The 26,403-nt window shown below is 56.9% G+C and carries 29 protein-coding genes; 21 read left to right on the plus strand and 8 right to left on the minus strand.

The genetic code is table 11. The features are described 5' to 3' along the window. Window position 1: 1 nt before the first annotated feature. Window positions 2-1,339, minus strand: a complete 1,338-nt coding sequence (locus tag GQF00_RS00345; protein WP_161316920.1) for an AarF/ABC1/UbiB kinase family protein — start codon at window positions 1,337-1,339, stop codon at window positions 2-4. A 276-nt stretch (window positions 1,340-1,615) separates the two neighbouring features. Next, the gene (locus GQF00_RS00350; protein WP_161316922.1) at window positions 1,616-2,044 is read right to left on the minus strand and encodes a phasin family protein; all 429 of its coding nucleotides are present in this window, start codon (window positions 2,042-2,044) and stop codon (window positions 1,616-1,618) included. Window positions 2,045-2,329: 285 nt separating this feature from the next. Between GQF00_RS00350 and GQF00_RS00355 the strand changes: the two genes are divergently transcribed. Next, window positions 2,330-2,710, plus strand: a complete 381-nt coding sequence (locus tag GQF00_RS00355; protein ID WP_161316924.1) for a hypothetical protein — start codon at window positions 2,330-2,332, stop codon at window positions 2,708-2,710. 5 nt (window positions 2,711-2,715) lie between these two features. Here GQF00_RS00355 and GQF00_RS00360 read toward each other — a convergent pair whose 3' ends face one another. Continuing rightward, complete coding sequence (locus tag GQF00_RS00360) at window positions 2,716-2,922, minus strand: hypothetical protein (protein ID WP_161316926.1); 207 nt, start codon at window positions 2,920-2,922, stop codon at window positions 2,716-2,718. Between the two features lie 158 nt (window positions 2,923-3,080). After that, window positions 3,081-3,914 carry an NAD(P)-dependent oxidoreductase gene (locus GQF00_RS00365; RefSeq protein ID WP_161316928.1) on the minus strand — a complete coding sequence of 278 codons (834 nt, stop codon included), beginning with the start codon at window positions 3,912-3,914 and terminating at the stop codon, window positions 3,081-3,083. Window positions 3,915-4,079: 165 nt separating this feature from the next. Between GQF00_RS00365 and GQF00_RS00370 the strand changes: the two genes are divergently transcribed. The 4 genes from GQF00_RS00370 to GQF00_RS00385 all read left to right on the plus strand — a co-directional run bounded on the left by GQF00_RS00370 (window position 4,080) and on the right by GQF00_RS00385 (window position 6,959). Next, window positions 4,080-5,096, plus strand: a complete 1,017-nt coding sequence (locus GQF00_RS00370) for an AraC family transcriptional regulator (protein ID WP_161316930.1) — start codon at window positions 4,080-4,082, stop codon at window positions 5,094-5,096. A gap of 65 nt (window positions 5,097-5,161) precedes the next feature. Beyond that, window positions 5,162-5,572 carry an HIT domain-containing protein gene (locus tag GQF00_RS00375; RefSeq protein ID WP_161316932.1) on the plus strand — a complete coding sequence of 137 codons (411 nt, stop codon included), beginning with the start codon at window positions 5,162-5,164 and terminating at the stop codon, window positions 5,570-5,572. After that, window positions 5,569-5,763: a CPXCG motif-containing cysteine-rich protein gene (locus GQF00_RS00380; protein WP_161316933.1), complete on the plus strand. Its 195-nt coding sequence runs from the start codon at window positions 5,569-5,571 to the stop codon at window positions 5,761-5,763. Before GQF00_RS00375 ends, GQF00_RS00380 begins: the two co-directional genes overlap by 4 nt. A gap of 14 nt (window positions 5,764-5,777) precedes the next feature. Beyond that, window positions 5,778-6,959 carry a sodium:proton antiporter gene (locus tag GQF00_RS00385; protein ID WP_161316935.1) on the plus strand — a complete coding sequence of 394 codons (1,182 nt, stop codon included), beginning with the start codon at window positions 5,778-5,780 and terminating at the stop codon, window positions 6,957-6,959. Here GQF00_RS00385 and GQF00_RS00390 read toward each other — a convergent pair whose 3' ends face one another. From GQF00_RS00390 to GQF00_RS00400, 3 genes are read right to left on the minus strand one after another with little or no spacing between them, the layout of a single operon-like run. Then, window positions 6,960-7,232, minus strand: coding sequence for a SelT/SelW/SelH family protein (locus GQF00_RS00390; protein ID WP_161316937.1), 273 nt, complete (start codon window positions 7,230-7,232; stop codon window positions 6,960-6,962). Further along, window positions 7,229-7,813 carry a YajG family lipoprotein gene (locus tag GQF00_RS00395; protein ID WP_161316939.1) on the minus strand — a complete coding sequence of 195 codons (585 nt, stop codon included), beginning with the start codon at window positions 7,811-7,813 and terminating at the stop codon, window positions 7,229-7,231. Before GQF00_RS00395 ends, GQF00_RS00390 begins: the two co-directional genes overlap by 4 nt. Before the next feature lie 20 nt (window positions 7,814-7,833). Beyond that, a complete protein-coding gene (locus GQF00_RS00400) occupies window positions 7,834-8,805 on the minus strand; it encodes a polyprenyl synthetase family protein (RefSeq protein ID WP_161316941.1) in 972 nt (323 codons plus the stop codon). Between the two features lie 278 nt (window positions 8,806-9,083). Here GQF00_RS00400 and rplU point away from each other — a divergent pair, with 278 nt between their 5' ends. The 4 genes from rplU to proB all read left to right on the plus strand — a co-directional run bounded on the left by rplU (window position 9,084) and on the right by proB (window position 12,273). Then, window positions 9,084-9,395, plus strand: a complete 312-nt coding sequence (gene rplU, locus GQF00_RS00405) for a 50S ribosomal protein L21 (RefSeq protein WP_161316943.1) — start codon at window positions 9,084-9,086, stop codon at window positions 9,393-9,395. Between the two features lie 32 nt (window positions 9,396-9,427). Further along, on the plus strand, window positions 9,428-9,688 hold the full coding sequence (gene rpmA, locus GQF00_RS00410; protein ID WP_161316945.1) for a 50S ribosomal protein L27: 261 nt from the start codon (window positions 9,428-9,430) through the stop codon (window positions 9,686-9,688). Window positions 9,689-9,834: 146 nt separating this feature from the next. After that, window positions 9,835-11,025 carry an Obg family GTPase CgtA gene (cgtA, locus tag GQF00_RS00415; RefSeq protein WP_161316947.1) on the plus strand — a complete coding sequence of 397 codons (1,191 nt, stop codon included), beginning with the start codon at window positions 9,835-9,837 and terminating at the stop codon, window positions 11,023-11,025. Window positions 11,026-11,139: 114 nt separating this feature from the next. Next, complete coding sequence (proB, locus tag GQF00_RS00420; protein WP_161316949.1) at window positions 11,140-12,273, plus strand: glutamate 5-kinase; 1,134 nt, start codon at window positions 11,140-11,142, stop codon at window positions 12,271-12,273. Between the two features lie 77 nt (window positions 12,274-12,350). On the opposite strand, the gene rpsT is transcribed toward proB, so the two are convergent. Beyond that, window positions 12,351-12,617: a 30S ribosomal protein S20 gene (rpsT, locus tag GQF00_RS00425; RefSeq protein WP_022986431.1), complete on the minus strand. Its 267-nt coding sequence runs from the start codon at window positions 12,615-12,617 to the stop codon at window positions 12,351-12,353. 280 nt (window positions 12,618-12,897) lie between these two features. On the opposite strand from rpsT, the gene murJ reads away from it, so the two are divergent. The 12 genes from murJ (at window position 12,898) to GQF00_RS00485 (ending at window position 26,400) form a co-directional block, all read left to right on the plus strand. Beyond that, window positions 12,898-14,475, plus strand: coding sequence for a murein biosynthesis integral membrane protein MurJ (gene murJ, locus GQF00_RS00430; RefSeq protein ID WP_161316951.1), 1,578 nt, complete (start codon window positions 12,898-12,900; stop codon window positions 14,473-14,475). Window positions 14,476-14,596: 121 nt separating this feature from the next. Continuing rightward, window positions 14,597-15,547 (plus strand): bifunctional riboflavin kinase/FAD synthetase, encoded by a 951-nt coding sequence (ribF, locus tag GQF00_RS00435; protein ID WP_161316953.1) that lies wholly within the window; start codon window positions 14,597-14,599, stop codon window positions 15,545-15,547. An 11-nt stretch (window positions 15,548-15,558) separates the two neighbouring features. Next, window positions 15,559-18,366, plus strand: a complete 2,808-nt coding sequence (ileS, locus tag GQF00_RS00440; protein WP_161316955.1) for an isoleucine--tRNA ligase — start codon at window positions 15,559-15,561, stop codon at window positions 18,364-18,366. A gap of 72 nt (window positions 18,367-18,438) precedes the next feature. Then, a complete protein-coding gene (gene lspA / locus GQF00_RS00445) occupies window positions 18,439-18,933 on the plus strand; it encodes a signal peptidase II (protein ID WP_161316956.1) in 495 nt (164 codons plus the stop codon). Beyond that, window positions 18,926-19,396, plus strand: coding sequence for a peptidylprolyl isomerase (locus GQF00_RS00450; protein WP_161316958.1), 471 nt, complete (start codon window positions 18,926-18,928; stop codon window positions 19,394-19,396). The genes lspA and GQF00_RS00450 overlap by 8 nt, the downstream gene beginning before the upstream one ends. An 84-nt stretch (window positions 19,397-19,480) precedes the next feature. Further along, window positions 19,481-20,416, plus strand: a complete 936-nt coding sequence (gene ispH, locus GQF00_RS00455) for a 4-hydroxy-3-methylbut-2-enyl diphosphate reductase (protein ID WP_161316960.1) — start codon at window positions 19,481-19,483, stop codon at window positions 20,414-20,416. A gap of 249 nt (window positions 20,417-20,665) precedes the next feature. Next, window positions 20,666-21,154, plus strand: coding sequence for a GspH/FimT family protein (locus tag GQF00_RS00460; protein WP_161316962.1), 489 nt, complete (start codon window positions 20,666-20,668; stop codon window positions 21,152-21,154). Continuing rightward, entirely contained in the window at window positions 21,154-21,675 is a 522-nt protein-coding gene (gene pilV, locus GQF00_RS00465) for a type IV pilus modification protein PilV (protein ID WP_161316964.1), read from the plus strand. Before GQF00_RS00460 ends, pilV begins: the two co-directional genes overlap by 1 nt. Next, complete coding sequence (locus GQF00_RS00470) at window positions 21,672-22,397, plus strand: PilW family protein (protein WP_161316966.1); 726 nt, start codon at window positions 21,672-21,674, stop codon at window positions 22,395-22,397. Before pilV ends, GQF00_RS00470 begins: the two co-directional genes overlap by 4 nt. Further along, window positions 22,394-22,933, plus strand: a complete 540-nt coding sequence (locus GQF00_RS00475; protein ID WP_161316967.1) for a PilX N-terminal domain-containing pilus assembly protein — start codon at window positions 22,394-22,396, stop codon at window positions 22,931-22,933. Before GQF00_RS00470 ends, GQF00_RS00475 begins: the two co-directional genes overlap by 4 nt. Window positions 22,934-22,942: 9 nt before the next feature. Beyond that, window positions 22,943-25,963 (plus strand): PilC/PilY family type IV pilus protein, encoded by a 3,021-nt coding sequence (locus GQF00_RS00480; protein ID WP_161316969.1) that lies wholly within the window; start codon window positions 22,943-22,945, stop codon window positions 25,961-25,963. A gap of 17 nt (window positions 25,964-25,980) precedes the next feature. Next, entirely contained in the window at window positions 25,981-26,400 is a 420-nt protein-coding gene (locus GQF00_RS00485) for a type IV pilin protein (RefSeq protein ID WP_161316971.1), read from the plus strand. The last annotated feature ends 3 nt before the right edge of the window (window positions 26,401-26,403 follow it).

A 26,403-nucleotide genomic window follows, 5' to 3' on the forward strand; every position in this document is an offset into this window, starting at 1 on the left:
GTCAAGCGCTGGCGCGGTTTGAACCGTTCAGGGCTTTTTCCAGGTTTGGCCTGAAAGCCGCATTGACGCCCAGATTCATGAGTGTCCAGTAGTGGCCGCTGACCACCCGTTCGATGAGCAGGGTTCGCGGTGACGGCTGGAACTTCATCATCTGTTCCAGCGGGGTCTTGCGTACCTGCTTCATAATGTCTGTATGCAGGTGCGAACTGGCGAAATCGAAAGGCTCGCTGGAAAAGGCACGCAACAGCATCTCGATCCAGGTGGCGTAAAACTGGTCACTGACCTGCCCCTCCTGTTTGCGGGCGCCGAGAGTTTGCAGCAGGGCATCAAGCTGCCCCCAGTCCTGTTGCAGGGCCGCTTCAACGATGTCCCTGATCAGGTCGGCATCGGCGCCAGGAAGCCGTTTTACGGCGCCGAAGTCATACATCACGATGCTGCCGTCGGGACGAAAAGCAAAGTTGCCGGGGTGTGGATCGCAATGAACGGTGCGGAACCGGAAGATCTGCTCGCCGATGGCATCAAACAGACGCTCGCCAAGTAGATTCCGGGTGGTCTGGTCAAATCCGTTCTGGTCGTTGGCCTGCTCCAGCGGGGTGCCGGTTTCCAGGCTCAGGGTCAGCACTTTTTCGCTGGAGAGGGTGTCGTACACGGTCGGGATGATCAGCCATGGCTGATGCTGGTGGAACTCCCTGAACTGGTTCAGGTTGCTGGCTTCCTGATGATAGTCCAGCTCTTCTTCCAGCTGATTGCGAATTTCGCGGAAAACGCCATCCAGGGCGGCTTCATCTACCTTGAGCAGGCTGCCAAGGCGAAGGATTCGGCGCAGGTGCTTCATGTCGGAATCGATAGACTCCTTGACCGCGGGGTACTGAATCTTGACCACCACGTCGTCGCCTTCGTGGGTGGTAGCCCGGTGTACCTGCCCAATGGAAGCAGCAGCGAAGGGTGTTTCCTCGAAGCTGGCGAACAGTTCGCCGATGGTGTTTCCCAGTTCCCGCTCAAGCTGGCGACGGATGACATGGAACGGCATGGGGGCCGAGGCGTTCTGCAGCACCTTCAGCTGCTCACTGATCTCCCGGGGCAGGATATCCTGCATCTGCGAGGCGATCTGCCCCACTTTCATCACCGCACCTTTCATTTCTCCCAGCGTGGCGGCAACCTCTTTGCCGATATGTTGCATCAGCTTTTCACGGTCTGCGGCCTTGGCACTGTCCGACTGGAACAGCCCTTTCACCTGATGCCCTGCCACGCGAGTCGCGATAGAGGTGGTCATGCCAGTCAGCCGGAACAGGCGTCCGGTGGTGGTGGTGGGGCGTTTGCGGCGGCGTGAGTCAGCCATGGTCTCTCTCGTAGCGGTCTGTTGGCGTTGTTATAACCGTTAACTTAGCGCCGATGGGTGAAGGCTGTACAGGGCTGGAGAGGACAGATCCATTGACCGCGATGGTAAGGAGTCAGCGCAGGATAGACAGGTTGCGAGTTTGAGTGGCGAAAAGATGTTGCGGTGTGATTGAGCAGGATGAGGCGCTCTGACCTGAGACGAGGAGGGCGAATGGCACAAAAGAAAGGGGCCAAAGATGGCCCCTAAAAGGAGAGTAACAACAGAAAGGGTTCAGAATCAGCTACGGTTCTGACCGGCAGAAACCAGTTCGTTGAACAGTTTCTCGCCTTCTTCACGTGCGGTGGCAACGGCGCCCAGGCCGGCCAGCACGAATTCATTGGTTTCTTCCGCTTTTTCGCCGCGTTCTTTCTTGCCGGCGGTAACCAGCTTCTCGTAGAAGGCCTGACGCTTTTCCGGAGCGTTGTCGAGCAGTTCGCGGGCAGCCAGCAGGGCGCCGCGACCGGCCAGCAGGGCCTTCGGCTTGCCTTCGGCTTCTTCACCGAATGCTTCGGTGCCAGTGGAAACGTACTTGTTCAACAGCTCTTCGGAGTTTTCTTCGGCCTTGTCATAGGCACCCAGGCCTGCCAGGTACAGTTTGTTGCCCAGTTCCTTGGCGCGGTTAACCAGAGTTTCGCTTTGTTCGCGCAGATCTTTCAGCTCGCCCATGATGCATACTTCCTTAAATTGTCCGGTGTAAAAATGTGCAGCAGTAAAACGCGCTGCGTGTTGGGAAGAGTAAGTGGGATTGGCTGTTAGGGGTGCCATATTTGTCAGACAATTATACATAGGGGCAATGGTCATCATGTTCCAAGGTGTGATATCCATCAAAGTCAGTACGCCAAACAACGCATGGTCGTTATTTCTTCCCATGCGTACACTGGCAAGAAAGAACTGAGGAGGCTTTGGTTGCGCAAGGCGTTATTCAGGGATTCGTGAGAGCAGAGGACAAGAATGATAGAAAAATTCATCGCCAAAGTGCCGTCGCGGATCTGGGCCGAAGGGCGTCCAGGCAAAGTGAAGCAGTGGGAAGCCGAGTTCAATGTGGCCTCCTGGGTCAGGGTTGCGGGTGCTGCGGGGCAGGTGCAGCTGGTTGTGCGCTATGTGGACAGGACTAACGACCGGGCCGTATTGGTCGATACCGCTGAAGTGACCGGTGAAGGAAGTGCGTTGCTGTCCGGATCAATCCGCTTGCGGCTGAGTGCCGAGGTGGAGCAGGTGCAGGTGTCCCTTCGTCTTGCGGACCCCGCTATGAACTTCGTCGTGGAAGAGCTGTTTATGCAGCGCCGAGGCTCTGAGCTGGGCGCGTCGGACAAGCTGATTTCCAACTTCTGATTGTCTCAGCCTTGCAGGAAGCAGTGCTGCGCTGCCGCCTGCCCGGTGTCTTCCCGGGTGGGCTTTTCGTCTTGTCCGGAAACCGGCGCGGCACAGTCCTGCTCGATCTGTAATGACTCTGGCCACTGCTGAAAATCCAGCCCGGTGAGCCGGTTCAGGTTTTCCAGTGCTGTGTCTGGCCGCAATGTGCTGAGTTTTAGTATCTTGCTCATGACTGTCCCCGTTTACCTGCAGAGATAAAAGCGAGAACCGTGCCAGTCTTTGTGATGGGTTTTTTTTAATAATTTCAGTCGGTTGCTGCCATGCTGGCGGGGCCTGCTCCGTCTGTGGGCCAGTCCCCGGCAGCATGTGACAATTTTTGTAACCTGCGTCAGTCCAGGAAAAAGTCTGGCAGTAGCTTGTCATCTTCCAGGTTGGGATCAACCCGGTAGACACTGAAATCGCGGGTGCCGGTTTCTCTCAGTATCTCCTCGTCAATGAAGAAGCATCCGCTGGCCGTCGATACTGGTCGGGTGACGATGGCATAGGCGGCATCCGCCATGATGGATGGCTGGCGAGCCGCCTGTACCGCAGGCACGCCGCCCAGCTGGTTCTGCACCGCCGCTGTATTGATCACCGTTTTAGGCCACAGAGCGTTCACTGCCACCTTGCCCTTGTACTCGTCTGCCATGCCCAGCACGCACAGGCTCATGCCATATTTTGCCATGGTGTAGGCCACATGGCGGCCGAACCAGTGGGGAGCCATGTTCAGTGGTGGTGCCAGGTTGAGAATGTGGGGGTTGTCGGCTTTTCTCAGGTGGGGCAGGCACAGCTTGCTGGCCATGAAGGTGCCGCGACTGTTTATCTGATGCATCAGGTCATAGGACTTCATGCTGGTGGCTTCGGTGCCCGTAAGGGCAATAGCGCTGGCGTTGTTGACCAGAATATCTATGCCGCCAAAGGTTGCTACGGTCTTGTCTACGGCGGCCTGGAGCTGATCTTCGTGGCGGATATCGCCCACACAGACCAGCGGGTTGCCCCCCGCTTCGCGAATTTCATCGGCGGCAGTGTAGATGGTACCGGGCAGTTTTGGGTGGGGCTCTGTGGTTTTCGCAAACAGGGCAATATTGGCGCCATCCCGGGCGGCCTTGAGGGCAATGGCCTTGCCAATGCCACGGCTGGCGCCAGAGATGAACAGGGTCTTGTTTTGTAGTGTGCTGGACATGGAATTCTCCCGAGAATCTGGCCTGCAAACCTAGCAAGCGCTTGGTTTATTGGCAATAGCGCCCTCCCCAGGTGTCCCACGGTCACTTGTCACATTATGAATGGCAAGATAAGGTGTCTGGCTCGGTCATTTGGGGCCATGGACGGCATAATCAGGATAATAGCGATGACAATATTGAAGATGGATCCGGCAGAGTACTCGGTCTCTGCGGAATATCTGTCCCTGATGCTGGACGTGTTGGCACGACGTGGCATCGCCAGTGAAGAGCTGCTGTCGGGCACACAAATTGAACCCGGTTGCTGGCGCGATCCCAAGGCAAGGGTGTCGGCCCAGGATTTTGAGCGGGTGGCGGTCAGGGCGATCCGCATGACGGGTGAGCCCTGGATTGGTTGGGAGCTGGGGGCGTCCATGACGCTGTCATCCCATGGTTTTCTCGGTTATGCCGCCATGAGCAGCGCCACTTTGGGGGATGCCCTTGAGTTGGCGGTGAAGTATTTCCGCACCCGCAGCACCATGGTGCAGCTGGAAACCTTCCTGGAAGGGGACATGGCGGTTATGCAGGTTAACGAGTTGTTGTCCCTGGGTGGGCTGACGCCGTTGACCATGGAAAGCCTGTTTTCCAGTTTCCATTTCATGGGACAAAAGTTGTTGCCTGGCATGGAAGTGTTGGGGGAGCTGCGTTTTTCCTACCCGGAACCGGAATATTTCGAGCGTATGCGGCCGCTGATGCCGGTGCCAGTGTATTTCGACTGTGCCTATAATCAGATGCGTTTTCCGGCGGAGCGCATGGATTATCCATTGCAGTTTGCCGACCCGCGGCTGGCGCGGATGGCGGCGGACCAGTGTGAGCAGGAGATGGCCACCATCAAAGCGCCGCCAGCTCTGCTGGGGCAGGTTCGCCGGATTATTCTTGCCGGTGGTGGGCGTTTTCCCAGTGTGGAGGAGGTGGCCAGTGAGCTACATATGTCCTCGCGCACCCTGAAGCGAAAGTTGCAGCAGCTGGGTACCAGTTATCAGGAAATCCTGGATGGTTTGCGCAAGGGTTTGGCGGTGGAGTTTCTCACTCAGTCCGATCACACCGTGGATGAAATCGCCATGTCACTGGGCTACTCGGATGCGTCCAACTTTGCCCGCGCTTTTCGTCGCTGGACCAGTCGCAGTCCTTCCGATTATCGTCAGTAACATTCGCCACCCCCTGGCAGGCGCTGGTTACCGGCGCCTGCCGCCACTTTTCTTGAGGCATTTTCATGGCCACATTGCATCCTCGCTTGGCGGGGGATACTCGTGCTCTGGGTGAAACGGAGTTGTGCTGGTTACGCTGGATGAGCGACCAGCGTTTTGCATGGCTGATCATCGTGCCCAAGCGAGAGGGGCTCCGCGAATGGCATCACCTGCGGGAGGATGAACAGATCGTCCTGCTGAAACAGGTGAACACCCTGGCGGCTCAGCTGGAAACCGTGACCGGCGCCGACAAGATCAATATTGGCGCTCTGGGCAACATGGTGCCCCAGCTGCACATTCATGTGATAGCGCGTTTTGAGGGCGATCCCTGTTGGCCCGGCCCCGTGTGGGGGCAGGGACAGCCGGAGCCCTGGGCGGAGAGTGATCAGCCTGCCTGGATCGATAAACTGGATCTGTCCGTCCTGGAGACGCTATGAGCGGGCTGGTGCCGGTATCGGTACAGTGCCCCTGTTGCTGGGAAACCATTGAGGTGCTGATTGATACTTCCGTGGAGGATCAGGAGTACGTGGAAGATTGTCAGGTGTGTTGCCGTCCGCTGGTGTTTACCGTGACGGTGCCTTACGAGAGCGATGAGCCGGGAGTGCAGGTGCGCCCGGAAAATGACTGACGAAGGACACGGGGATGTTGTTGCTGGGTATCTTTATCGCGTTGGTATTTGTCTACGGGCTGGTGTCCCGGCGACTTGAGGGTGGGCTTGTGACGGCGCCCATGCTCTTCACACTGGCGGGGATGGTCGTGGCCTCGGTGCTGACACCGGGACTGGCCATGGCATCGGGTGGCGGGGCTTTTCTTACCGTGGCTGAGCTGACCCTGGTGTTGTTACTGTTTACGGATGCGTGCCACACCAGCCTGCGGGAACTGCGTAAGGACGGTGCGTTATCGGCGCGTCTGCTGACCGTGGGAATGCTGGTCACTATTGTGCTGGGTGGGGTTCTTGCCTGGTGGCTTTTCCCGTCTTTGGGGATCTGGTACGCAGCGATTGTCGCCACCATTCTGGCACCCACGGATGCCGGCCTGGGCCAGGTAATCGTCAACAGTGAGGCGGTGCCGGAAAAAATTCGCGAAACCCTTAGTGTGGAGGCCGGACTCAACGACGGCCTGAGCGTGCCCTTCCTGTTGTTCTTTATTGTGCTTACCGGCATGGAGTCCCTTGAGTTTGGCGGTGTGTTACTGGAATACATGGTTGAACAACTGGGTTACGGCACTCTCATTGGGTTATTGGTTGGTGGTGCGGGCGGCCTGTTGCTGGCGGCGGCCCAGCGCCGTGACTGGCTGGCGGAGGATGGTGAGCAGATGGCAGTACTGTCGCTGCCGATCATGGCGCTACTGTTGTCTGAGGCGGTGGAGGCCAGCATGTTTATCGCTGCCTTTGTGGCGGGCCTGGCCTTGCAGTGGCGTTATCAGCCGCGCCGTCGTGAAGATCGTTTCTATGGCTTGCTGGGCAGCTGGCTGAGTCACTCGGTGTTTTTCCTGTTCGGCCTGATGGTGGTGACATCGCTGGCCAGTATGGAGTGGCGCTATCTGCTGTATGGGCTGTTGAGCCTGACAGTAGTACGTATCGGTCCGGTGTTGCTGGCGCTGGCGGGAACGGCCCTGACCTTGCGTCAGCGTCTGTTCATGGGCTGGTTTGGCCCGCGGGGGTTGGCGTCCATTGTGCTGGGCCTGGTGTTCCTTGAACAGCATGGTGCTGGAGAGGGGCTGGAGGTGGTCAGTCAGCTGGTGATGGCCACCGTGTTATTGAGCGTTTTTCTGCATGGAGTAAGCGCCAGCCCTGGCATTCGCTGGCTGGGGCGGCGGGACTGACTATTTTCGGTCGATGTGTCCCAGATCCCGTTCCGGGAACAGCGCATCCCGGACCCGCCGCTTCAATTCGCCGATCTCGGGAAAGCCGCCGTCCTCTTTTCGTTCCCAGATGCTCTGGTTGTTGGCGGTAATGCGAAAGACGCCGCCGGTGCCCGGTTGCAGGGCCACTTCATCCAGCTCATCGCTGAAGGTGTTCAGCAACTCCTGGGCATACCAGCCGCTTCTCAGTAGCCAGTTGCACTGGCGGCAGTAGTGGATGGTGACGCGCTTCATCCGGCCGGATCGTTGCCCAGCAGGAAGTTCTGCATCTTGGGATCTTCCAGCATGCGAGTAATTGCCCCGCTGAGGATCTCGTTGACCATTGCCTGATTGCGGTTGGCGCTGGGAGTGATGGGCAGGTCATGCTTTACGCTGCTTTTGTAGGTGCCGGTGTAAGACACATCCGGCCGGCTGGCTTCACCTACCAGGTTCAACGACAGGGTAACGGTATTGACCACGGAGCCTTTTTCCGGCACGTAATCCAGTTGCTCCAGGCGCACTTCCAGGCGGGTGGCATCTGCCCCGGGGTTAAAAGCATTGAAACCAAGCTTCTGCAGGCCCTGGCGTACCGCTTCCTCCACCGCTGCTTTCACATCGTTGGCAGGTTGAACCAGAGAGGTTTCCTTGTACACGCCGCCGCGGGTACCGAAGGCCTGCTGGTCGCGGGAATCCACGGCAAAGACCTGTACCGGCTGGTTCTGGCCGATATTGGTGGTTTGAACGTTCGCAACAGGCTGAACATCAATGGACTGGGGGCTCAGGGCGCAGCCGGCAAAGGCCGCACTCAGGGTCAGCAGCAGGGTGGCACGCAGCATGGTGTCTCCTCGTTGGGGTATCAGTAGGTTCGCTTGAGCGATTCTTCGGCCAACGTAACAAGGGACGTCTTGTACGGTGAGGCCGGTACGTCTGCAATGGCATTCAGGGCCAGCCGGGTGTGTTCCGCGGCCTTGTCGATGGTGTATTGAAGACCTCCGCTGGCGCGAACAGTTTCAACAATTTCCTGCAGGTGATCGAGGCCGCCGCTGCGAATGGCGCCCTTGATCAAGTCGGCCTGTTCCGGCGAGCCGTTGGTTATGGTGTAGATCAACGGCAGGGTGGGTTTGCCTTCCGCCAGATCGTCGCCCACATTCTTGCCCAGTTCGGTGGCGTCGCCCTGATAGTCGAGCACATCGTCGATTAGCTGAAAGGCAATACCCAGGTGGCGGCCGTAGTCGGCAAAGGCGGGGGTGAAGTCGTGGCTGTCGGTAATGCCAAGTACGGCGCCGGTTTCGGCGGCGGATTCGAACATTTTGGCGGTCTTGTGATGAATGACCCGCATGTAGTTCTGTTCGCTGGTGTTCGGATCGCGCACATTGATCAGCTGCAGCACTTCCCCCTCGGAGATGGTGTTGGTGCTCTGGGAGAAGATATCCAGCAGGCGTGGGTGGCGTAGCGCCACCATCAACTGCAGTGCACGGGAAATCAGGAAGTCGCCCACCAGAACGCTGGCGGCGTTACCCCAAACTGCGTTGACGGTGGGGCGGCCGCGCCGCAGGTTGGATTCGTCCACCACATCATCGTGGAGGAGGGTGGCGGTGTGGAGGAATTCGATGATTGCTGCCACATCCACGTGTTTTTCGCCCTCATACCCGGAGGCGCGGGCGCAGAGAATGGCCACCAGTGGTCGTAGCCGTTTGCCGCCGGACTGCACAATGTAGTCGCCCACTTCACGGATCAGGGGGACTTTGGAGTCGAGGTGGTGGGTGATGAAGGTGTCTACGGCGGCAAAGTCCTGCTCGACCGAGGCATAAATAGCCTTGAAATCCATGTACTTGAGTCCAGGCGAATGAAGGTGGCGCAACAGCCGGCAATGCTAACAGGGGGGGGCTGGCAGTCAATGAATTCTGCCCTATTGTCACTGGTGGATGTCAAAGCGGCGCCAAGGGCGCGCGGAGAGGGAAAATATCTGGCTTGCGGGATTGCGTGGGCGCTGCTATTGGCCTACAATTCGCGACCCGATTTAACCCTCTGCCTGGCCTGCAAGTGGAGCCCGGTCCTGGAAACAGGGCGTTCCCGCCTGAGTGGAGTACGTGCTGGAGCACAATGATGTACGCAGTAATCAAAACTGGTGGCAAGCAGTATCGCGTAGAAGAAGGCGATGTTGTTCGCATCGAGAAGATTGAAGTAGCAACTGGCGAATCCGTGGATTTCGACCAGGTGCTGCTGGTTGCCAACGGCGACGACGTAAAGGTCGGTCAGCCGGTTGTGGATGGTGCCAAGGTGACCGCTGAGGTGCTTGAGCAGGGTCGTCACAAGAAAGTGAAGATCATCAAGTTCCGTCGTCGCAAGCACTCCCGCAAGCAACAAGGTCACCGTCAGTGGTACACTGCGGTGAAAATCACCGGGATCCAGGGCTGATCCTTAGACACACATTCGAGAGGATTTAGATCATGGCGCATAAAAAAGCCGGTGGTAGTACTCGTAACGGTCGTGATTCGCAGAGTAAGCGCCTTGGCGTTAAGCGTTTCGGCGGCCAGTTGGTAAACGCAGGCGAAATCATCGTTCGTCAGCGCGGCACCAAGTTTCATGCAGGCATTAATGCTGGCATGGGCAAAGATCACACCATCTTTGCCACTGAAACTGGTTTCGTTAAGTTTGAAGTCAAGGGCCCGCTGAACCGCAAATATGTGGTAATCGAGCCTGCGGCCTGATCCGAAAGGATCTAAAAAAGCCCCGCGAGGCTCTGCCCGCGGGGTTTTTTTGTATTTAAATCCGGGAGGTCGCTTCCTGGTGCATGTGTCCCCAAAGTGAATTCATTGCCGTAGAATGGCAGCGATCCGAAAGAGAGTCCTTTTCCATGCAATTTGTCGACGAAACCACCATTGAAGTACATGCCGGTAAGGGCGGCGATGGCTGCCTGAGTTTCCGTCGTGAGAAATACGTGGAATTTGGCGGGCCGGATGGCGGCGATGGCGGTGCCGGGGGCAGTGTCTTCTTTCAGGCTGACAGCAACCTCAACACTCTGGTGGATTACCGCTACGAGCGCATCTTCAAGGCGCGCAATGGCGAGCCGGGCAAGGGGCGCCAGATGACAGGCAAGTCTGCTGATGACGTCATCCTGCTGGTGCCGGTGGGGACCACTGTCATTGATATCGACACCGAAGAGGTGCTGGCGGATCTCACCGAGCCCGGCAAGCCGGTGATGATTGCCAGTTCAGGCCGTGGCGGGTTGGGGAATATCCACTTCAAGAGCAGCACCAATCAGGCGCCGCGCAAGACCACCAAAGGCAAGCCGGGGGAATCCCGTCGGCTTCGTCTGGAGTTGAAGGTGCTGGCGGATGTGGGGTTGCTGGGCATGCCCAATGCGGGCAAGAGCACTCTGATTCGGGCTATTTCTGCGGCCAAGCCCAAGGTGGCGGATTATCCGTTTACCACCCTGGTGCCGAATCTGGGCGTGGTAAAGGCAGACCGACATCGCAGCTTTGTGGTGGCAGATATTCCGGGACTTATTCCGGGTGCTGCGGAAGGGGCAGGTCTGGGGATTCGGTTCCTCAAGCACCTGGCTCGCACCCGGTTGCTGCTGCATGTGGTGGATCTGGCGCCTATGGATGGCTCTAATCCAGCGGATCATATCGATGCCATTGCCGATGAGCTGGATCAGTTCTCGCCGGCTCTCGCCGAGCAGGAGCGCTGGCTGGTGTTCAACAAGATTGACTTGCTGGCGGATGAAGAGGCGGATGCCTGTGTTGATGCCATCGTCGAAGAGCTGGGCTGGCAGGGGCCGGTACACCGTATTTCTGCCGCAGCGGGCGTTGGCTGCGAAGATCTGGTCTATGCGCTGATGAATGCCATTGAGGACCGCCGCCGCCTTGAGCTGGAAGATCCTGAGTACGCGGCAGAGCAACAGGATCTGCGTGCCCGCCTCGAAGAAGAGGCGCGCGACAAGGTGCAGGAGCTTAAGGCTGAAGCGCGTCGAGCCCGGGACAATGATCGGGACGACGACGATGATGATGACGATCACGACGTGGAGATCGTCTACGAGCCGTAGACAGATTCAAGCTGCAAGTGGTGAGTGGCAAAAGGGGGCTTTCATTGCTGCGGCCTGGTGTCTTTTTCCTTGTGGCTTGAAACGTTCAACGTGTTACTGATTGAAGGAGTCAAGGTGACAGCAGATCGCCAGCGTTGGGTTATCAAGATCGGCAGTGCCCTGTTGACCAATGATGGCAGGGGGCTGGATTGTGCCCTGATGCAGTCCTGGGTGGATCGCATGGTGGCGTTGCGCGGTCGCGGGATTGAGGTCGTGATTGTTTCCTCCGGTGCGGTTGCCGAGGGCATGACGCGACTGGGTTGGTCCCGTCGTCCGGATTCCGTGCATGAACTGCAGGCCGCTGCCGCCGTCGGTCAGATGGGGTTGGTGCAGGCCTGGGAGTCGCGTTTCCAGAAACATAATCTGCATACCGCCCAGGTGCTGCTCACCCACGATGACCTCTCCGATCGCAAGCGCTACCTGAATGGGCGTGCCACGCTGTTGACCCTGCTGGGTTTTGGTGTGGTGCCTGTGGTTAACGAAAATGACACGGTGGTCACGGACGAGATCCGCTTTGGCGACAACGATACCCTGGCGGCGCTGGTGGCCAATCTGGTGGAGGCTGACCGGCTTGTCATTCTCACGGACCAGGATGGTCTGTTTGATGCGGATCCTCGCAGTAATCCCGATGCCAAATTAATCACGCAAGCGCAGGCTTCAGATCCTGCCATTGAGCGGGTAGCCGGAGGTGGCGGTTTGCTGGGTCGTGGCGGTATGGCGACCAAGGTGCGAGCCGCCAAGCTGGCAGCCCGTTCCGGGGCTCTTACCACCATCGCCTCGGGCCGCAGTCCCGACGTGCTGATCCAGCTGGCGGATGGTCAGGGTCCGGGGACAACCCTGTTGCCGGATACTTCCCCCATGAATGCGCGCAAGCAATGGCTGGCGGGGCATCTGCAAATGCGCGGTCGCGTGGTGCTGGATGCCGGTGCGGTGCGGCGGGTCCGTGAGGGTGGCTCAAGCCTGTTGCCGGTGGGAGTGGTGGATGTGTTTGGTCAGTTTTCCCGCGGCGAAATGGTGGCCTGCGAAACCGAGCAGGGGGAGCGCATCGCCTGTGGGCTGGTGAATTACGATGCAGCGGATGCGCGTCGGCTGTGTCGAAAGAAAAGCACAGAAATTGCCGATGTGCTGGGTTTCATGAACGAGGAAGAGCTGATCCACCGGGATAACATGGTGGTAATGGACGCTGGAGGCCTGTTGCCGGACGCCTGATGCTTTTTGCGAGTGTTTTCAGACACAAAAAAACCGGCAAAAGCCGGTTTTTTTGTGTCCAACTTGAGCACGTTCGATCAGGCAGCCATTGCCTTGATCTTGGTGTTCAGGCGGCTCTTGTGGCGAGCTGCCTTGTTGGGGTGAAACTTGCCCTTACGGGTGGCTTTGTCCAGCACGGATACCGCTTGGGTGTATGCTTCCTGGGCGGCACCTTGGTCGCCGGACGCAATAGCCGCGTTCACCTTTTTCAGGTATGTGCGCACCATGGAGCGCATCGCTGCGTTGTGCTGACGGCGCTTTTCCGCCTGACGCGCACGCTTGCGTGCTTGCGGTGAATTAGCCAAGGTCCTGCTCCTATCTTGAATTCTGAGATCGAAAATTGGTTATGACACGGGCCGTTACCGGCCGACTCGCCCGGTTGTGATCCAATGCTCTGATCAAAAAACAGGCGTGTCACGGTCTAAAGACGCGCAACTATGCCGATCTCACGGACCATTGTCAATGGGAAACGGGGCGTGAAATGATCATTGGTAGCGGTTGTGACGGCCTTTCGCTAATCTTGCCCGATTCTGCCTCAGGCGGAGGCCATTAAGGCCCTCATTCGCCCGGTCCCATGGAGAACTGATGACCGAAAACACGGATTCGCAACAGCCGACAGGTCCCAGAAGTGCCGGGTTGCTGGCTTCGACATTGGTAGTGTCGACCATGACCATGCTGTCGCGGGTGCTGGGCCTGGTAAGGGATGTGGTGATTGCCCGCATGCTTGGTGCGTCAGCGGGGGCGGATGCCTTCTTTGTGGCCCTGAAAATTCCCAATTTTTTGCGTCGGTTGTTCGCCGAAGGGGCCTTTAATCAGGCGTTTGTACCCGTGCTGGGGGAATATCGCAGCAAGGGCAGTCTTGCGGCCACCAAACTGCTGGTGGATCGGGTGGCGGGAACGCTCGGTGGCACACTCATGCTGGTCACTCTGCTCGGGGTGCTGGCGGCGCCGGCCATCATATGGGTGTTTGCCCCCGGTTTTGGCGATGAGCCGCAGAAGCGGGCGCTGGCCGTGGAAATGCTGCGGCTGACTTTCCCGTATCTCTTTTTTATTGCGCTGACCGCCTTTGCCGGTGGCATTCTCAATACCTGGAACCGTTTTGCGGTGCCGGCCTTCACTCCGGTGCTGCTGAACCTGAGCCTGATCGGCTGTGCGTTGTTTTTGACCCCGTACTTTTCCGAGGACCGCATGGCGGTGGCGCTGGCCTGGGGTGTGTTAATTGCCGGTGCGGCACAGTTGCTGTTCCAGTTGCCGTTTCTGGCCCGGCTGAATCTGATGCCGGTGCCGCGGATGGGCTGGAATGACCCGGGCGTGCGCAAGATCATGACCTTGATGGTGCCCGCACTGTTCGGGGCCTCCGTCTACCAGCTCAACTCGCTGGTCAATACGGTGCTGGCGTCGCTGCTGGAGACCGGTTCGGTGACCTGGCTTTACTACACGGATCGTTTGATTGAGCTGCCTCTGGGTATCTTTGCGGTGGCGATCGGCACGGTGATTCTCCCAAGCCTGTCAAAGCAGCATGCCGAGGCAGACCCGGAGAGTTTTTCCCGGATGATGGACTGGGCTATTCGTATGGTCCTGTTGATTGGCTTGCCGGCGGCGCTGGCCCTGGCGGTACTGGCCGAACCGCTGCTGTCGACCCTGTTTCAGTATGGCGAGTTCACTGCGTTTGATGTGGACAAGACTGCTCAATCCCTGCGGGCCTACAGCGCAGGGCTGTTGGCGGCCATGCTGATCAAGGTGCTGGCGCCGGGCTTTTATGCCCGTCAGGACACCAAAACCCCGGTGAAGATCGGGGTGCTGGCCATGGTGGCGAATATGGCCTTCGGCGCACTGCTGGTGTGGGAGTTGCGTCACGTGGGGCTGGCCACCGCCATGGCCCTTTCTGCCTGGTTGAATGCGGGCCTGCTATATGTGGGTTTGCGCCGGGCCGGCGTTTATACACCGCAAGCGGGCTGGCTGTTCCACTGGGGGCGTATGCTGGTGGCCGGCCTGGGTATGGCGGCAGCGACCTGGTGGTTGTCTATGCAGACCACGGTGTGGACCGAAGCGGGGGCGCTGCATCGGGTGGGCTGGTTGAGCCTGATTGTGCTCTCCGGGCTGGTTCTGTATGGCCTGGCGCTGGTTATTCTGGGTCTGCGGGTCCGTCATCTGCGGCGCTGAGTGCCGCGTCGGGTGTTTCCCGGTGATAAAAAACCGGGATTATCCACGCCGGCGTGCAAGCGTGTTGCGTGTTGCACGTCGCGTTCCTGTATAATCGTGCGTCTTTCAAGGCGAGGGTGAGATGCGACTGATTCGCGGCATTCACAATTTGCGCGACAGGCATCGCGGCTGTGTAGCCACCATTGGCAATTTCGATGGGGTGCATCAGGGGCATCAACGGATTCTGGATCAGGTGATCGCGGAAGCCCGACGCCGTGGCAGCAAGGCCACAGTGATGCTGTTTGAGCCGCAGCCCCAGGAATTCTTCGCACCGGATCAGGCACCCGCCCGATTGATGTCGCTGCGTGACAAGCTGATCGCGCTTCGCGAGGCAGGCGTGGACCAGGTGTTGTGTGTCCGCTTCGACGAGCGTTTTCGTTCCCTGACTGCGGATGCCTTTGTGCGCAGCCTGTTGGTTGAAGGGCTGGGGATCGAGTATCTGGTGGTGGGTGATGATTTCCGTTTTGGCTGTGGCCGGGATGGGGATTTTGCCTACCTGCAGGATGCGGGCAAGCAATATGGCTTCGCGGTGACCGATACCGCCACGTGCGAAATCGAGGGTGAGCGCGTTTCCAGCACCCGGGTGCGTGGGGCGCTGGAGGAAGGCGATTTCGCCTTGGCGGAAACCTTGCTGGGGCGTCCGTTCGCAATCAGTGGCCGGGTGCGCCATGGTGACAAGATCGGTCGCACCCTCAATCTGCCCACGGTCAATCTGGCGCTTAAACGATTACGCTCACCGTTGCATGGCATTTTCGCCGTCACGGTGGATGGCGAAGGCTTCCAGGCGCAGGCCGGCGCGGCCAACATGGGCACCCGTCCCACGGTTAATGGCACCGAGAACCGCCTGGAAGTGCATCTGCTGGACTACAGCGATGCCGGCGTTGGCAAGGATAGCCTCTACGGAAAACACCTCACTGTTTCGTTCCGCCATTATGTGCGGGCGGAAGAAAAATTTGCGGACCTGGATCAGCTCAAGACTGCCATCTGGCAGGATGTGGAAGCGGTTCGGGCTTACTTTGAAAAGCGTACTTAACAGCGATATTTATGACGGACTACAAGGCAACGCTTAACCTTCCTCATACCGACTTTCCCATGAAGGCCGGTTTGTCCCAGCGTGAACCCGCGCGTCTGAAAGAGTGGCAAGACAAAGAGCTCTACCAGAAGATTCGCGCGGCCTTTGCCGGCCGTCCCAAATTCATTCTTCATGATGGCCCCCCTTACGCCAATGGCAATATTCACATTGGTCATGCGGTGAACAAGATCCTCAAGGACATGATCGTCAAGTCGCGCACCCTGGCGGGTTTCGATGCCCCCTATGTGCCGGGCTGGGACTGTCATGGCCTGCCCATCGAGCTGATGGTGGAAAAGAAAGTCGGTAAGGCCGGCCACAAGGTGGACGCCCGCACTTTCCGTCAGAAGTGTCGCGAGTACGCCAGCAAGCAGGTGGAAGGCCAGAAGGCCGACTTCAAGCGCCTGGGTGTGTTCGGTGACTGGGACAATCCCTACCTGACCATGGATTACGGCTTCGAGGCCAACATCATCCGGGGCCTGGGCAAGATCGTGGACAACGGCCACCTGCAGCAGGGCTTCAAGCCGGTGCACTGGTGTCTGGACTGCGGCTCTGCGCTGGCCGAGGCGGAAGTGGAGTATTACGACAAGGTCTCCTTCGCCATCGACGTGGCCTTCCCGGTGGTGGACGTGGCGGACTTCACCGCCCGCAGTGGCATTGAGGCGAAAGCCCCGGCCCTGGTGATCTGGACCACCACCCCCTGGACCCTGCCGGCCAACCGGGCAGTGTCCGTGCACCCGGAGCTGGATTATGTCCTGCTCCGCGGTGATCTGGATGGCGAGTCCCGTGAATTGCTGGTGGCAGAAGCCCTGGCCGATGATCTGGTGGAAAAGTGGGGGCTGGCAAATGTGTCCCGCTCTACCGCCGTGGTGGGCGCCAAGCTGGAAAGGCTGTCACTGAAACACCCGTTCCTGGACTATCAGGTGCCGGTGATTCTCGGTGAGCACGTCACCACCGATGCCGGTACCGGCCTGGTCCATACTGCGCCGGGCCATGGTGCTGACGATTTTGTGGTGGGCCAGAAATACGACCTGGATCCGATCAGCCCGGTGCTGGATAACGGCAAGTTTCGTGATGACCTGGCCGTGGTGGGCGGCATCCATGTGGCGAAGGCCAACGAGCCGGTGATTGACGCGCTCAAGGGCAGCGGCACGTTGGTGAAGTTTGCCAAACTGGAACACAGCTACCCTCACTGCTGGCGCCACAAGACGCCGTTGATCTTCCGGGCCACCGCCCAGTGGTTCGTGTCCATGGACAAGAATGGTCTGCTTCAGCGTGCCCGTCAGGAAGTGGACAAGGTGCAGTGGCTGCCGGACTGGGGCAAGGCGCGCATCGAGGGCATGCTCACCGATCGCCCGGACTGGTGTATCTCCCGTCAGCGTACCTGGGGCGTACCCATTGCCTTGTTCGTGAACAAGGAAACCAGCGAGCTGCACCCGGATACCCCGGCCCTCATCGAGCAGGTGGCGCAACGTGTCGAGAAGGAAGGCATTGATGCCTGGTTCGATCTGGAGCCGGCAGAACTGCTCGGTGACGAGGCGGACCAGTACAGCAAGGTCACCGATACCCTGGACGTGTGGTTTGATTCCGGTGTGACTCACTACTGTGTGCTGGATCAGCGCGAGCAGCTGCGTGCGCCGGCGGATCTTTATCTGGAGGGCTCCGACCAGCACCGTGGCTGGTTCCAGTCGTCCCTGCTGACCAGTCTGGCGATCCGCGACTCGGCACCTTATGACACGGTGCTGACCCACGGCTTCACCGTGGATGAGCAGGGCCGCAAGATGTCCAAGTCCATCGGCAACGTGATTGCTCCCCAGGAAGTGTGGAATGACCTGGGCGCCGATATCCTGCGTCTTTGGGTGGCGGCGACGGATTATCGCGGCGAGATGTCCGTGTCCAAGGACATCCTCAAGCAGATGGGCGACAGCTATCGCCGCATTCGCAATACCAGCCGTTTCCTGCTTTCCAACCTGAGCGGTTTTGATCCGGCCAGCGATGCGCTGCAGCCGGAGCAGATGCTGGCGCTGGACCGCTACATTGTCGATCGCGCCCTGCAGCTGCAGGAGGAGATCAAGGGCCTGTACGACGGCTACCATTTCCACCAGATCTACCAGCGCCTGCATAACTTCTGTGCGCTGGATCTGGGCGGGTTCTATCTGGATATCATCAAGGATCGCCAGTACACCACCCAGGCAGATTCCGTGGCGCGTCGCTCCTGCCAGACCGCTCTTTACCATATCGCCCAGGCGTTGGTGCGCTGGATGGCACCGATCCTCAGCTTCACGGCTGAAGAGATTTACGAGAACCTGCCCGGCGAGCGTCTCGATTCTGTGTTCCTGGCAGAGTGGTATGACGGCCTGTTTGCTCTGGATGACGCGGAAATGGGGCGTGATTTCTGGGATCAGGTACAGGACGTAAAGCAGGCAGTGAACAAGGCTATCGAAGGGGCTCGCCGCGATAAATTGATCAAGGGTGGCCTCAGTGCTGAAGTGACCCTGTTCGTGGATGCGGACAAGCAGGCCTTGCTGGAAAAACTCGGCGATGAGCTGCGTTTTGTGACCATTACCTCCGCGGCGACGCTCAAACCACTGGCAGAAGCGCCCGCCGAGCTGGAGGAGGCTGCTGCCGGACTCAAGGTTCAGGTTGTAGCGTCTGAAAACACCAAGTGTGTTCGTTGCTGGCACCATCAAGCGGATGTGGGTAGTCATGCCGGACATGAAGAACTGTGCGGCCGATGTGTCACCAACGTGGATGGCGATGGCGAAATCCGCCATTACGCCTGATGCCGCAGGGCGGACATGGGCGTTAGCTCATCGCCGCCGGAGCACCCAACGTATTAACCAGGTAGAGAACCAATGACCTTAGCCAGGATTCCCGGGCAGCTAATGTGGCTGTGGCTTTCAGTGGTCGTGATCGTGCTCGATCAGATCACCAAGCATATGGCGGTGGATCGTTTTTCCCTTTATGAGCGTCTGGAAGTCTTCCCGCACTTTAACCTGACCCTGGCCTACAATTCGGGGGCAGCGTTCAGTTTTCTTGCCGATGCTGGCGGCTGGCAGCGCTGGTTCTTTACCGCCATCGCGGTGGCGGCGTCGGTCATGATCCTGATCTGGCTGGCGCGGCTGACCAAGGCAGAAAAAATGCAGGGGGCGGCGCTTTCACTGATTCTTGGCGGAGCATTGGGCAATTTTTATGATCGTCTGGTGCTGGGGCATGTGGTGGATTTCCTTGATTTTTACTGGGGGGATTACCACTTTCCGGCCTTTAATATCGCCGACACGGCCATCACCATCGGTGCGGGCCTGATCCTTCTTGATATGCTCCTGGGAGCGAAAAAGAACCATGACTGAGATTCTTCGCGCAGGCCCCGAGACCCAGGTCACTCTGCATTTCGCGGTGCGGTTGATGGATGGTACCGAGATGGACTCTACCTTTGGTGGCGAGCCGGCCTCGTTCGTCTGGGGGGATGAGTCCCTGTTGCCGGGCTTTGAAAGCTCCATTCGCGGCCTCAAGGCGGGTGACAAGCGTAGTGTGTTTCTGGAGGCAAAAAAGGCCTTTGGGGAGTACAACGAAGACAACCTGCAGCATTTCACCCGTGACACCTTTGCCCAATACGACACACTCGAATCGGGCATGGTGCTCAGCTTTGCCGATGCCGCTGGCGGCGAGCTGCCGGGGGTGATCAGTCGCGTGGAAGATGATTGGGTATACGTGGATTTCAATCACCCACTGGCTGGCCGCGACCTGACCTTCGAGGTCGAGATTGTTGCTGTTGAGCGTTATGCCCCTGAGCAGCCCGTCACCCTGAACTAACAGTGAATCCAGAGGCATTAACCGTTAGAATCGACATAACGATCTTTCGCTGATAACTACTCACTGTTCGCGGTTCCTCGTCCTATGGAAATTCGTCTCGCCAATCCCCGCGGCTTTTGCGCCGGGGTGGATCGCGCCATCGACATCGTTAACCGGGCCCTGGAAGTCTTCGGCCCCCCTATCTATGTCCGCCACGAGGTGGTCCACAACCGATTTGTGGTCGATGACCTGCGCCAGCGCGGAGCGGTGTTTGTGGAAGAGCTTCATGAGGTGCCCGATGACACCATCGTGATTTTCAGCGCCCATGGTGTGTCCAAGGCGGTACAGCAGGAAGCCGAGCGCAGGCAGCTGAAGGTGTTCGATGCCACCTGCCCGCTGGTCACCAAGGTGCATATGGAGGTCATCCGCTACGCCCGAGAAGGCCGTGAAAGCATCCTGATTGGCCATGAGGGACACCCGGAAGTTGAAGGCACTATGGGGCAATACGACAAGTCCCATGGCGGTGATATCTACCTGGTGGAAGACGAGTCAGATGTGGCCGCCCTGCAGGTGCGTGATCCGTCAAAACTGGCTTTTGTCACCCAGACCACGCTCAGTGTGGACGATACGGCAAAGGTCATCGACGCCCTGCGTCAGCGCTTCCCGGGCATCCATGGCCCCAAGCGGGAAGACATCTGCTATGCCACTACCAATCGTCAGGATGCGGTACGCCAGTTGGCACTGGAATGCGATCTGGTGCTGGTAGTGGGTTCGGTGAACAGCTCCAACTCCAACCGCCTGCGTGAGCTGGCAGAGCGCTGTGGCACCGAATCCTACTTGCTGGATGAGCCGGGTCAGATCGACAAAACCTGGCTGGAAGGCAAGAAAAGCGTTGGTGTTACCGCTGGTGCCAGCGCTCCGGAAGAGCTGGTGCAGCAGGTTATCGCCACCCTCAAATCCTATGGCGGTCAGGGTGCCCGGGAAATTCCTGGTCGCGAAGAAAATATCCGTTTTTCCATGCCCAAGGCGTTACGTCCGTAACGCCTGTCCGGTTTTTTCTGCCGCCGATATCTCAATACCAAGCTAATACTTTTGTATAGGATAAAAGTTGCGCAGGTATACGACCATAGTGTGAGGCGGCTCACACCCAAAAGTACCAAAACCCATTGTTTTTCAGCAGGGTATACCGTTCGGGGTTGCTAACCTCCCACTGGTCTCCATTCGATTGATGGCTGAATGGCTATTGTTAAAGTGAGATCAGGTTAAATAAGAACTACTTCTGGGGTGCGGATGAGCAAGCCACGTTACCCACGCCGTCAGGCGGGGTTTACCATCATCGAACTCATAGTCTCTGTCTTGATCATTGCGATCGGGGCGGCGATCGCTGTTCCTGCTTTCAATGAGATGCAGGCCAGTGGAGCCATTCGGGCAACGGCTTCAGATTTCATCTCTTCTGTTAATGCCGCCCGCCTCCAGGCGGTCAGCTTGCGGACGACCGTGACACTCAAGCCGGTGTCCGGAAGTAACTGGGGGGCGGGCTGGATGATCGAATACCCTGCTTCTGTAACCACGGAGAAAAACCAGACGTTTTTACCTCAGGGGAGTGGGGAAATTAAGTCCGAAGATGGCCTCAGTGAAATCCAGTTCCGCAGCAACGGACTAACCAATGTGGGAGAAGCGGTTTTTACTCTTTGTGATGATCGCAGTGGTGAAAAAGGCCGGACCATCACCATTTCCCCCTTTGGCAAAGTAACCAACGAAGTTAAGAGCTGTAGCTGATGAAAGTGTCTACGAAGAATAAACAGCGAGGGGTCGGCTTAATAGAGGTACTAGTGGCAATTCTGGTGCTTGCTATTGGTGTGTTGGGTTATGCCGCCATGCAGCTTACAGCTCTGAAAGCGGCGGAGGACGCCAACCATCGTGCCCAGGCGACTTTGCTTGCTCAGGGTGCGCTGGAGAGCTTTATGGCGAATGAGAGTGCCATGGCCAGTTATCTGGATGTTGATAATTGGCCGGATCAAACTATTGCTCCGGGGAAAACGTTGGGGAGCCTGAAAGACTGTATCGATAGTACATGCACGCCTGATGACGTGGCTGAATGGGATATCAGTGTGCTTGCCTGGCAGGCGGCCAATTTACTTCCAGGTGGAATGATAACGGTAGATGAGTGCAAGCATGCGACAGACATGAGTTGTGTTCTGGTCAGCTGGAATCAGCAAACCCCGGATGATTGCATGACAGATACCGGCGTAAATACGGATGAAGGCACGTCCTGTGTGGTGATGGAGGTTTCTCGATGAAAGCGGAGCGAGGATTCAGCCTTATTGAACTCATGGTGGCAATGTTGCTTGGCTTGTTGATTACTGGCGCTGCAGTGCAGCTTTTTCTGGCCAACCAACAGTCTTTTTTGCTTCAGCAGACGCTTTCCCGGGTGCAAGAAAACGGTCAGTTGTTCGTGCGTTTTTTGGTTGCTGACCTTCGTCGTACGGGCCTGGAAATGAGCGGTGTGTCGTCAACCTTTGACAAGGGGGTTCGGTTTGCTGCTGCGGGCGGGCTACCAGGTTCATCAAACGGCGCAGATTTTGACCGGCTTACAGTCTCCTATCACGGCACTTCGGACTGTGAGGGCTCCGTGGCTGGCGCGGTAACAGAGATTGTTAACAGCTACTTTGTCAACGGGGACTCAGAGCTGGTTTGCCAAGGCAGTCTTACCGGGGGCGGGGGCGTAGTACTTCTTGATGGTATAGAGGCTTTCGAAGTGCTCTACGGCATAGACCAAAACGAGGATGGTTTTGCCAATGTCAGCCGTTATGTGGAAGCGGGTTCTCAAGGCGTGAATCCAGTGGTTGCTGTCCGGTTCGCCTTCTTGCTCAAAGAAGAGAGTAATAACTTGCCGGAAAGTGATGGCGCCAGAAAAATCCATGTGCTGACCAAGACTGTTGATGAGCCCAAGGATCGTTCTGTTCGGCGCGTGTTTATGTCAACAGTGAAACTACGTAATTACAACTGGGATGCGGTATGAAATCGGAATTGATCAAGTTGCATCGGCAGCAAGGCGCGGCATTGATGGTTGCCCTCATGATCCTGGTGGTGGTCTCACTGCTAGGGCTATCAGCCATGAAATCCAGTGTTTTTTCCGCCAAGGTGGCGACTGGTACTCAGGCTGACGCGATGACTTTTGAGGCAGCTGAGACTGCTTTGATTGAAGCTTATGAAGAGCTCAGTGACCTTTCTGGAGAGGACCTTTACGCACAGTTATCGGGCAGCAATTCTCTTCAGCGCTGTGTCTCAAAGAGTAATACGAGCAAGGAAGGGGTGTGCGGAAACAATGATTATCTTGACTCAAGAGGGTTGTTGCGCGCTGCTTCCACCAGTCGCCTTGATGGTTATGAGCCCATCGAGGGCTCTCAGATAAGCACCACAGGGGGTGGTGCCGTATTTGTGGATTACAAGATCGCAATGCTCGGCGAGAGCGAAATGAAAAGTTTCAACCTGGATAACCACCACCTTCAGGAAGCTTTGAAGCGGGGTATCAAACCAGGCTCAGAGATTGAATAGGAGGGGACAATGAATAATCCAGTTAGGGTTTACCTGCTGATGTTGCTGGCGATAATTATGGCGCCTACAAAACTGTATGCAGATGATACCGAAATCTATTATTCCCAGGCGGCAGCGGACAACAACCAGAACAGACCTTCTGCCAATGTGATGGTTCTTCTGGATACGTCAGGGAGTATGCGCTGGTGTAAAGACTCTGTTTCGAATGTGGGTTGGTGTAGTGACGCGGATAATCGTCGCATCAACATGCTTGAAGATGCCATGCATGTACTCATTGATTCCGTCCCAGATGACGTGAAAATGGGGATTGGCCGTTTTCGCTCAGGCTCCTCTAACGCTGGTCATGTATTGATTCCCGTCACCGAGATCAACGCAAAAACAGAACGTGTTTTCAAAGACACTGTGTCTGCATTGAATTCCGCAGGTGATGCAGCGAGTGGTTCTGGTGACCCAACCGGGGGGACTCCCACTGCGTCTGCCTATTGGGAGATGAGCCGATACATGGTCGGTGACCGTCCATACAAGGCGAATTACGGCAATGAATCTTCTGACGACACTACTAAATCGGTTTGCCTCGAATACAAGGAGACGGAAACCTGTGAGGATGTGCAGGAGTATGACTGGGTAGCCTTGTCGAACGGAGAACAATGTTACACCGGCTATTGGAACTGCCGGCGCCAGTGCACCAGTTGGGGGTGGCGTTGGCCCGGCGGTTACTATTGTCGCTCCTATCAGTATGAGGAGTATCAGCTTGTCGGAACTACAGAGCAGTGTGAGCTCACCACTTCATGTGTGAATGAAGCGCCTATTGTTGACAGTAATGGAAGATACGTGTCGCCGATCAATTCGGCGAACGAATGTGAAACCAATCACCTTGTTATTTTCACAGACGGTGAGCCTAACGGCAGCAGTTGGCCGTCTCTCTGCAATGGCGCAAAAAACTCCTATGACTGTCAGGAAAGAATTTCCGATGATCTGTATAACGATGACAATATCGTTACTTACAATGTCGGCCTTCACATGGGGGACAATTTGTCCAATATGCAGGCTGTCTCCACAGATGGTGCCGACGGCACCTATACCGCATCAGATGCCGAATCTTTGGCGGGGGCTTTCCTGGAAATTTTCGATTTGATCGACAAGCGATCCCGCTCTATTGCTGCACCGGGTGTTGCGATCAACCAGATGAACCGTTTCCAGCACCTTGATCAGTTGTACTATTCCATCTTTGAGCCCAGTGCAGGCAGCTACTGGGAAGGAAACCTCAAGCGCTACAAACTGGAAGATGGCGTCATCAAGGGACAGGATGGCAATAATGCGGTGGACCCTGATACTGGTTATTTCAAAGAATTTTCACACAGCTACTGGAGTGAAAATATCGATGGGGATGACGCCAAGTTGGGTGGGGCGCGTGAAGAAGTCGCCAGCCGCACATTGTTCTATACAAATTCCGCAGGAAATACCAGCAAGCTGGATTGGGATGATCCGTCTTTGAGCAAAGAAGACGTAGGGCTGGATGGGAATGCCCCTGATGAGAACTTTGACGCCCTCATGGACGAGCTGAAAACCATGTGGGGGGACCCGCTGCACAGTGTGCCTCTGATGGTTAACTATGGCGGCAATAGTGATAACAATGTTGTTTTTGTTTCCAACAATGGGGGCATGCTCCACGCGATTGATACGACAAATGGTGAGGAAAAGTTTGTCTTCATGCCCTATGAGTTCATCAGTAAGGCGAACCAGTACACCATCGAGCGCCAGGGGTTGAAGAATGGTAATGAACGCCAGACCTATGGCCTCGACGGCAGCTGGGTTGCCTGGCGACGCCCTGGGGATACTGCTGAAGCGGCTCCGGCTGATGTGTTTCTGTATGGTGGCATGCGTCGTGGTGGCCGTGATTACTACGCCCTGGATGTTGGTAACCTGAACAGCCCTTCGCTGAAGTGGAAGATTTCAGGTGGCAGTGGCGACTTTGATGATCTGGGGCAGACATGGTCCACACCAACGCTGACACAGATACCCGTCGGAGATGATGTGTTGCCGGTATTGGTTTTTGGCGGCGGCTATGACCCCTCCGGCCATGACAGGAAACAAGGTGACTCGCGAAATAATGGCGATTCCATGGGCAACGCAATTTACATTGTGAATGCTGAGACGGGGGATTTGGTTTGGTCGGCCAGCGATAGCGGTGCAGATACCAATAACAGCAATATGAAGTGGTCTGTGCCCGGTAGTATTTCTGTGGTCGACAAAGAGTTCGATGGTGTCGCCGACTTCCTGTACTTTGGTGATCTGGGCGGCCAGCTGTTCCGGGTTGATATCGATCAATCCGGTGACAAGGACATGAAAGTACATCGCCTGGCGTCACTGAGCGGCTCAGGAGCTTCCGGCAATCGCCGTTTCTATGAGGCTCCGGCTGTGGCGTATTTGAATGATGGTGGAACCAAAACATTGTTTGTGGCGGCTAGTTCGGGCTATCGGTCCCATCCGCTTGATGAAAATGTCACGGACGGAATTTTCGTAGTCAAAGACAAGACAGCCCTTGCCGGTAATGGGGCAGCACCGAAGGATGTTTCCCTTGGAGATATGACGAACGTTAGTTCCGGCAAACCCGAAGACGACGCCATGGGCTGGTACTATTTCCTCGAGAAGGGTGAGAAATCGCTGGCTTCTCCTGTGATATTCAAAAATGTATTGCGGTTTACCACCTATGAACCGAAGCAGGAAGCCGAAGAGGATAATGCTTGCGCCGTTACCTACGGGCAAGCCTACCTTCATACCGTTAGCCTGGACACTGCCGAAGCAGTTCCAATTAATAATGACGGTACGGTACCAACAGATCGTCGTGAGCAGTTGGAACAGTCTACCCCGCCTCCCACGCCGGTATTGGTGACGGATGGCGAAGGCAACGTGAATGTGGTCGTTGGTACTGAAGTGATTGGTGCGGAGGATCTGGGGTACGACCATCTTCGCAAGCGTCGTTGGTATCAGATGGATAAGACTCAGGCAAACGAGTTTAAGGCTAATTGATCCGGGATCGGTGCATTATGCAGCATAAAATCAAGACCCGAGAGGGTGGCTTTTCCTTGATCGAGATTCTGGTGGTAGTAATGATAGTGTCCATACTGGGCGCTATCTCTTACCCCAGTTATGTTCAGTATGTTCAGAAGTCCCGTCAGTCGGATGCGCAGGCGGAGATGATGGCATTGGCCGGGGCGCTTGAGCGCTACCGGGCAAAGAACTTCTCTTACAATGGAGCGACTCTTTCCAGCTTGTCGCCAACTTTGGCGAACAGCGAGTTTTACTCTGTTGCCATTTCCATACAAGGGGATGGTGATCAGCAGTATGAGATCAGTGCAACCCCCAAAGGGCTGATGGACGGGACCGAGATCATGAAGATTGACAGTGAAGGTCGGACTTGCATGAAGAAATCCTCGTGTACAACTGATTCCGGTCCACACTGGTGAAAG

This window comes from Alcanivorax sp. DP30 (assembly GCF_009882945.1).
Taxonomy (GTDB): Bacteria; Pseudomonadota; Gammaproteobacteria; order Pseudomonadales; family Alcanivoracaceae; genus Alcanivorax.

Excerpts from the sequence above, each read along its gene's own strand:
- GQF00_RS00345 (WP_161316920.1), bottom strand. The coding sequence starts at position 1,339 with ATGGCTGACTCACGCCGCCGCAAACGCCCCACCACCACCACCGGACGC.
- GQF00_RS00350 (WP_161316922.1), bottom strand. The coding sequence starts at position 2,044 with ATGGGCGAGCTGAAAGATCTGCGCGAACAAAGCGAAACTCTGGTTAAC.
- GQF00_RS00355 (WP_161316924.1), top strand. The coding sequence starts at position 2,330 with ATGATAGAAAAATTCATCGCCAAAGTGCCGTCGCGGATCTGGGCCGAA.
- GQF00_RS00360 (WP_161316926.1), bottom strand. The coding sequence starts at position 2,922 with ATGAGCAAGATACTAAAACTCAGCACATTGCGGCCAGACACAGCACTG.
- GQF00_RS00365 (WP_161316928.1), bottom strand. The coding sequence starts at position 3,914 with ATGTCCAGCACACTACAAAACAAGACCCTGTTCATCTCTGGCGCCAGC.
- GQF00_RS00370 (WP_161316930.1), top strand. The coding sequence starts at position 4,080 with ATGACAATATTGAAGATGGATCCGGCAGAGTACTCGGTCTCTGCGGAA.
- GQF00_RS00375 (WP_161316932.1), top strand. The coding sequence starts at position 5,162 with ATGGCCACATTGCATCCTCGCTTGGCGGGGGATACTCGTGCTCTGGGT.
- GQF00_RS00380 (WP_161316933.1), top strand. The coding sequence starts at position 5,569 with ATGAGCGGGCTGGTGCCGGTATCGGTACAGTGCCCCTGTTGCTGGGAA.
- GQF00_RS00385 (WP_161316935.1), top strand. The coding sequence starts at position 5,778 with ATGTTGTTGCTGGGTATCTTTATCGCGTTGGTATTTGTCTACGGGCTG.
- GQF00_RS00390 (WP_161316937.1), bottom strand. The coding sequence starts at position 7,232 with ATGAAGCGCGTCACCATCCACTACTGCCGCCAGTGCAACTGGCTACTG.
- GQF00_RS00395 (WP_161316939.1), bottom strand. The coding sequence starts at position 7,813 with ATGCTGCGTGCCACCCTGCTGCTGACCCTGAGTGCGGCCTTTGCCGGC.
- GQF00_RS00400 (WP_161316941.1), bottom strand. The coding sequence starts at position 8,805 with ATGGATTTCAAGGCTATTTATGCCTCGGTCGAGCAGGACTTTGCCGCC.
- rplU (WP_161316943.1), top strand. The coding sequence starts at position 9,084 with ATGTACGCAGTAATCAAAACTGGTGGCAAGCAGTATCGCGTAGAAGAA.
- rpmA (WP_161316945.1), top strand. The coding sequence starts at position 9,428 with ATGGCGCATAAAAAAGCCGGTGGTAGTACTCGTAACGGTCGTGATTCG.
- cgtA (WP_161316947.1), top strand. The coding sequence starts at position 9,835 with ATGCAATTTGTCGACGAAACCACCATTGAAGTACATGCCGGTAAGGGC.
- murJ (WP_161316951.1), top strand. The coding sequence starts at position 12,898 with ATGACCGAAAACACGGATTCGCAACAGCCGACAGGTCCCAGAAGTGCC.
- ribF (WP_161316953.1), top strand. The coding sequence starts at position 14,597 with ATGCGACTGATTCGCGGCATTCACAATTTGCGCGACAGGCATCGCGGC.
- ileS (WP_161316955.1), top strand. The coding sequence starts at position 15,559 with ATGACGGACTACAAGGCAACGCTTAACCTTCCTCATACCGACTTTCCC.
- lspA (WP_161316956.1), top strand. The coding sequence starts at position 18,439 with ATGACCTTAGCCAGGATTCCCGGGCAGCTAATGTGGCTGTGGCTTTCA.
- GQF00_RS00450 (WP_161316958.1), top strand. The coding sequence starts at position 18,926 with ATGACTGAGATTCTTCGCGCAGGCCCCGAGACCCAGGTCACTCTGCAT.
- ispH (WP_161316960.1), top strand. The coding sequence starts at position 19,481 with ATGGAAATTCGTCTCGCCAATCCCCGCGGCTTTTGCGCCGGGGTGGAT.
- GQF00_RS00460 (WP_161316962.1), top strand. The coding sequence starts at position 20,666 with ATGAGCAAGCCACGTTACCCACGCCGTCAGGCGGGGTTTACCATCATC.
- pilV (WP_161316964.1), top strand. The coding sequence starts at position 21,154 with ATGAAAGTGTCTACGAAGAATAAACAGCGAGGGGTCGGCTTAATAGAG.
- GQF00_RS00470 (WP_161316966.1), top strand. The coding sequence starts at position 21,672 with ATGAAAGCGGAGCGAGGATTCAGCCTTATTGAACTCATGGTGGCAATG.
- GQF00_RS00475 (WP_161316967.1), top strand. The coding sequence starts at position 22,394 with ATGAAATCGGAATTGATCAAGTTGCATCGGCAGCAAGGCGCGGCATTG.
- GQF00_RS00480 (WP_161316969.1), top strand. The coding sequence starts at position 22,943 with ATGAATAATCCAGTTAGGGTTTACCTGCTGATGTTGCTGGCGATAATT.
- GQF00_RS00485 (WP_161316971.1), top strand. The coding sequence starts at position 25,981 with ATGCAGCATAAAATCAAGACCCGAGAGGGTGGCTTTTCCTTGATCGAG.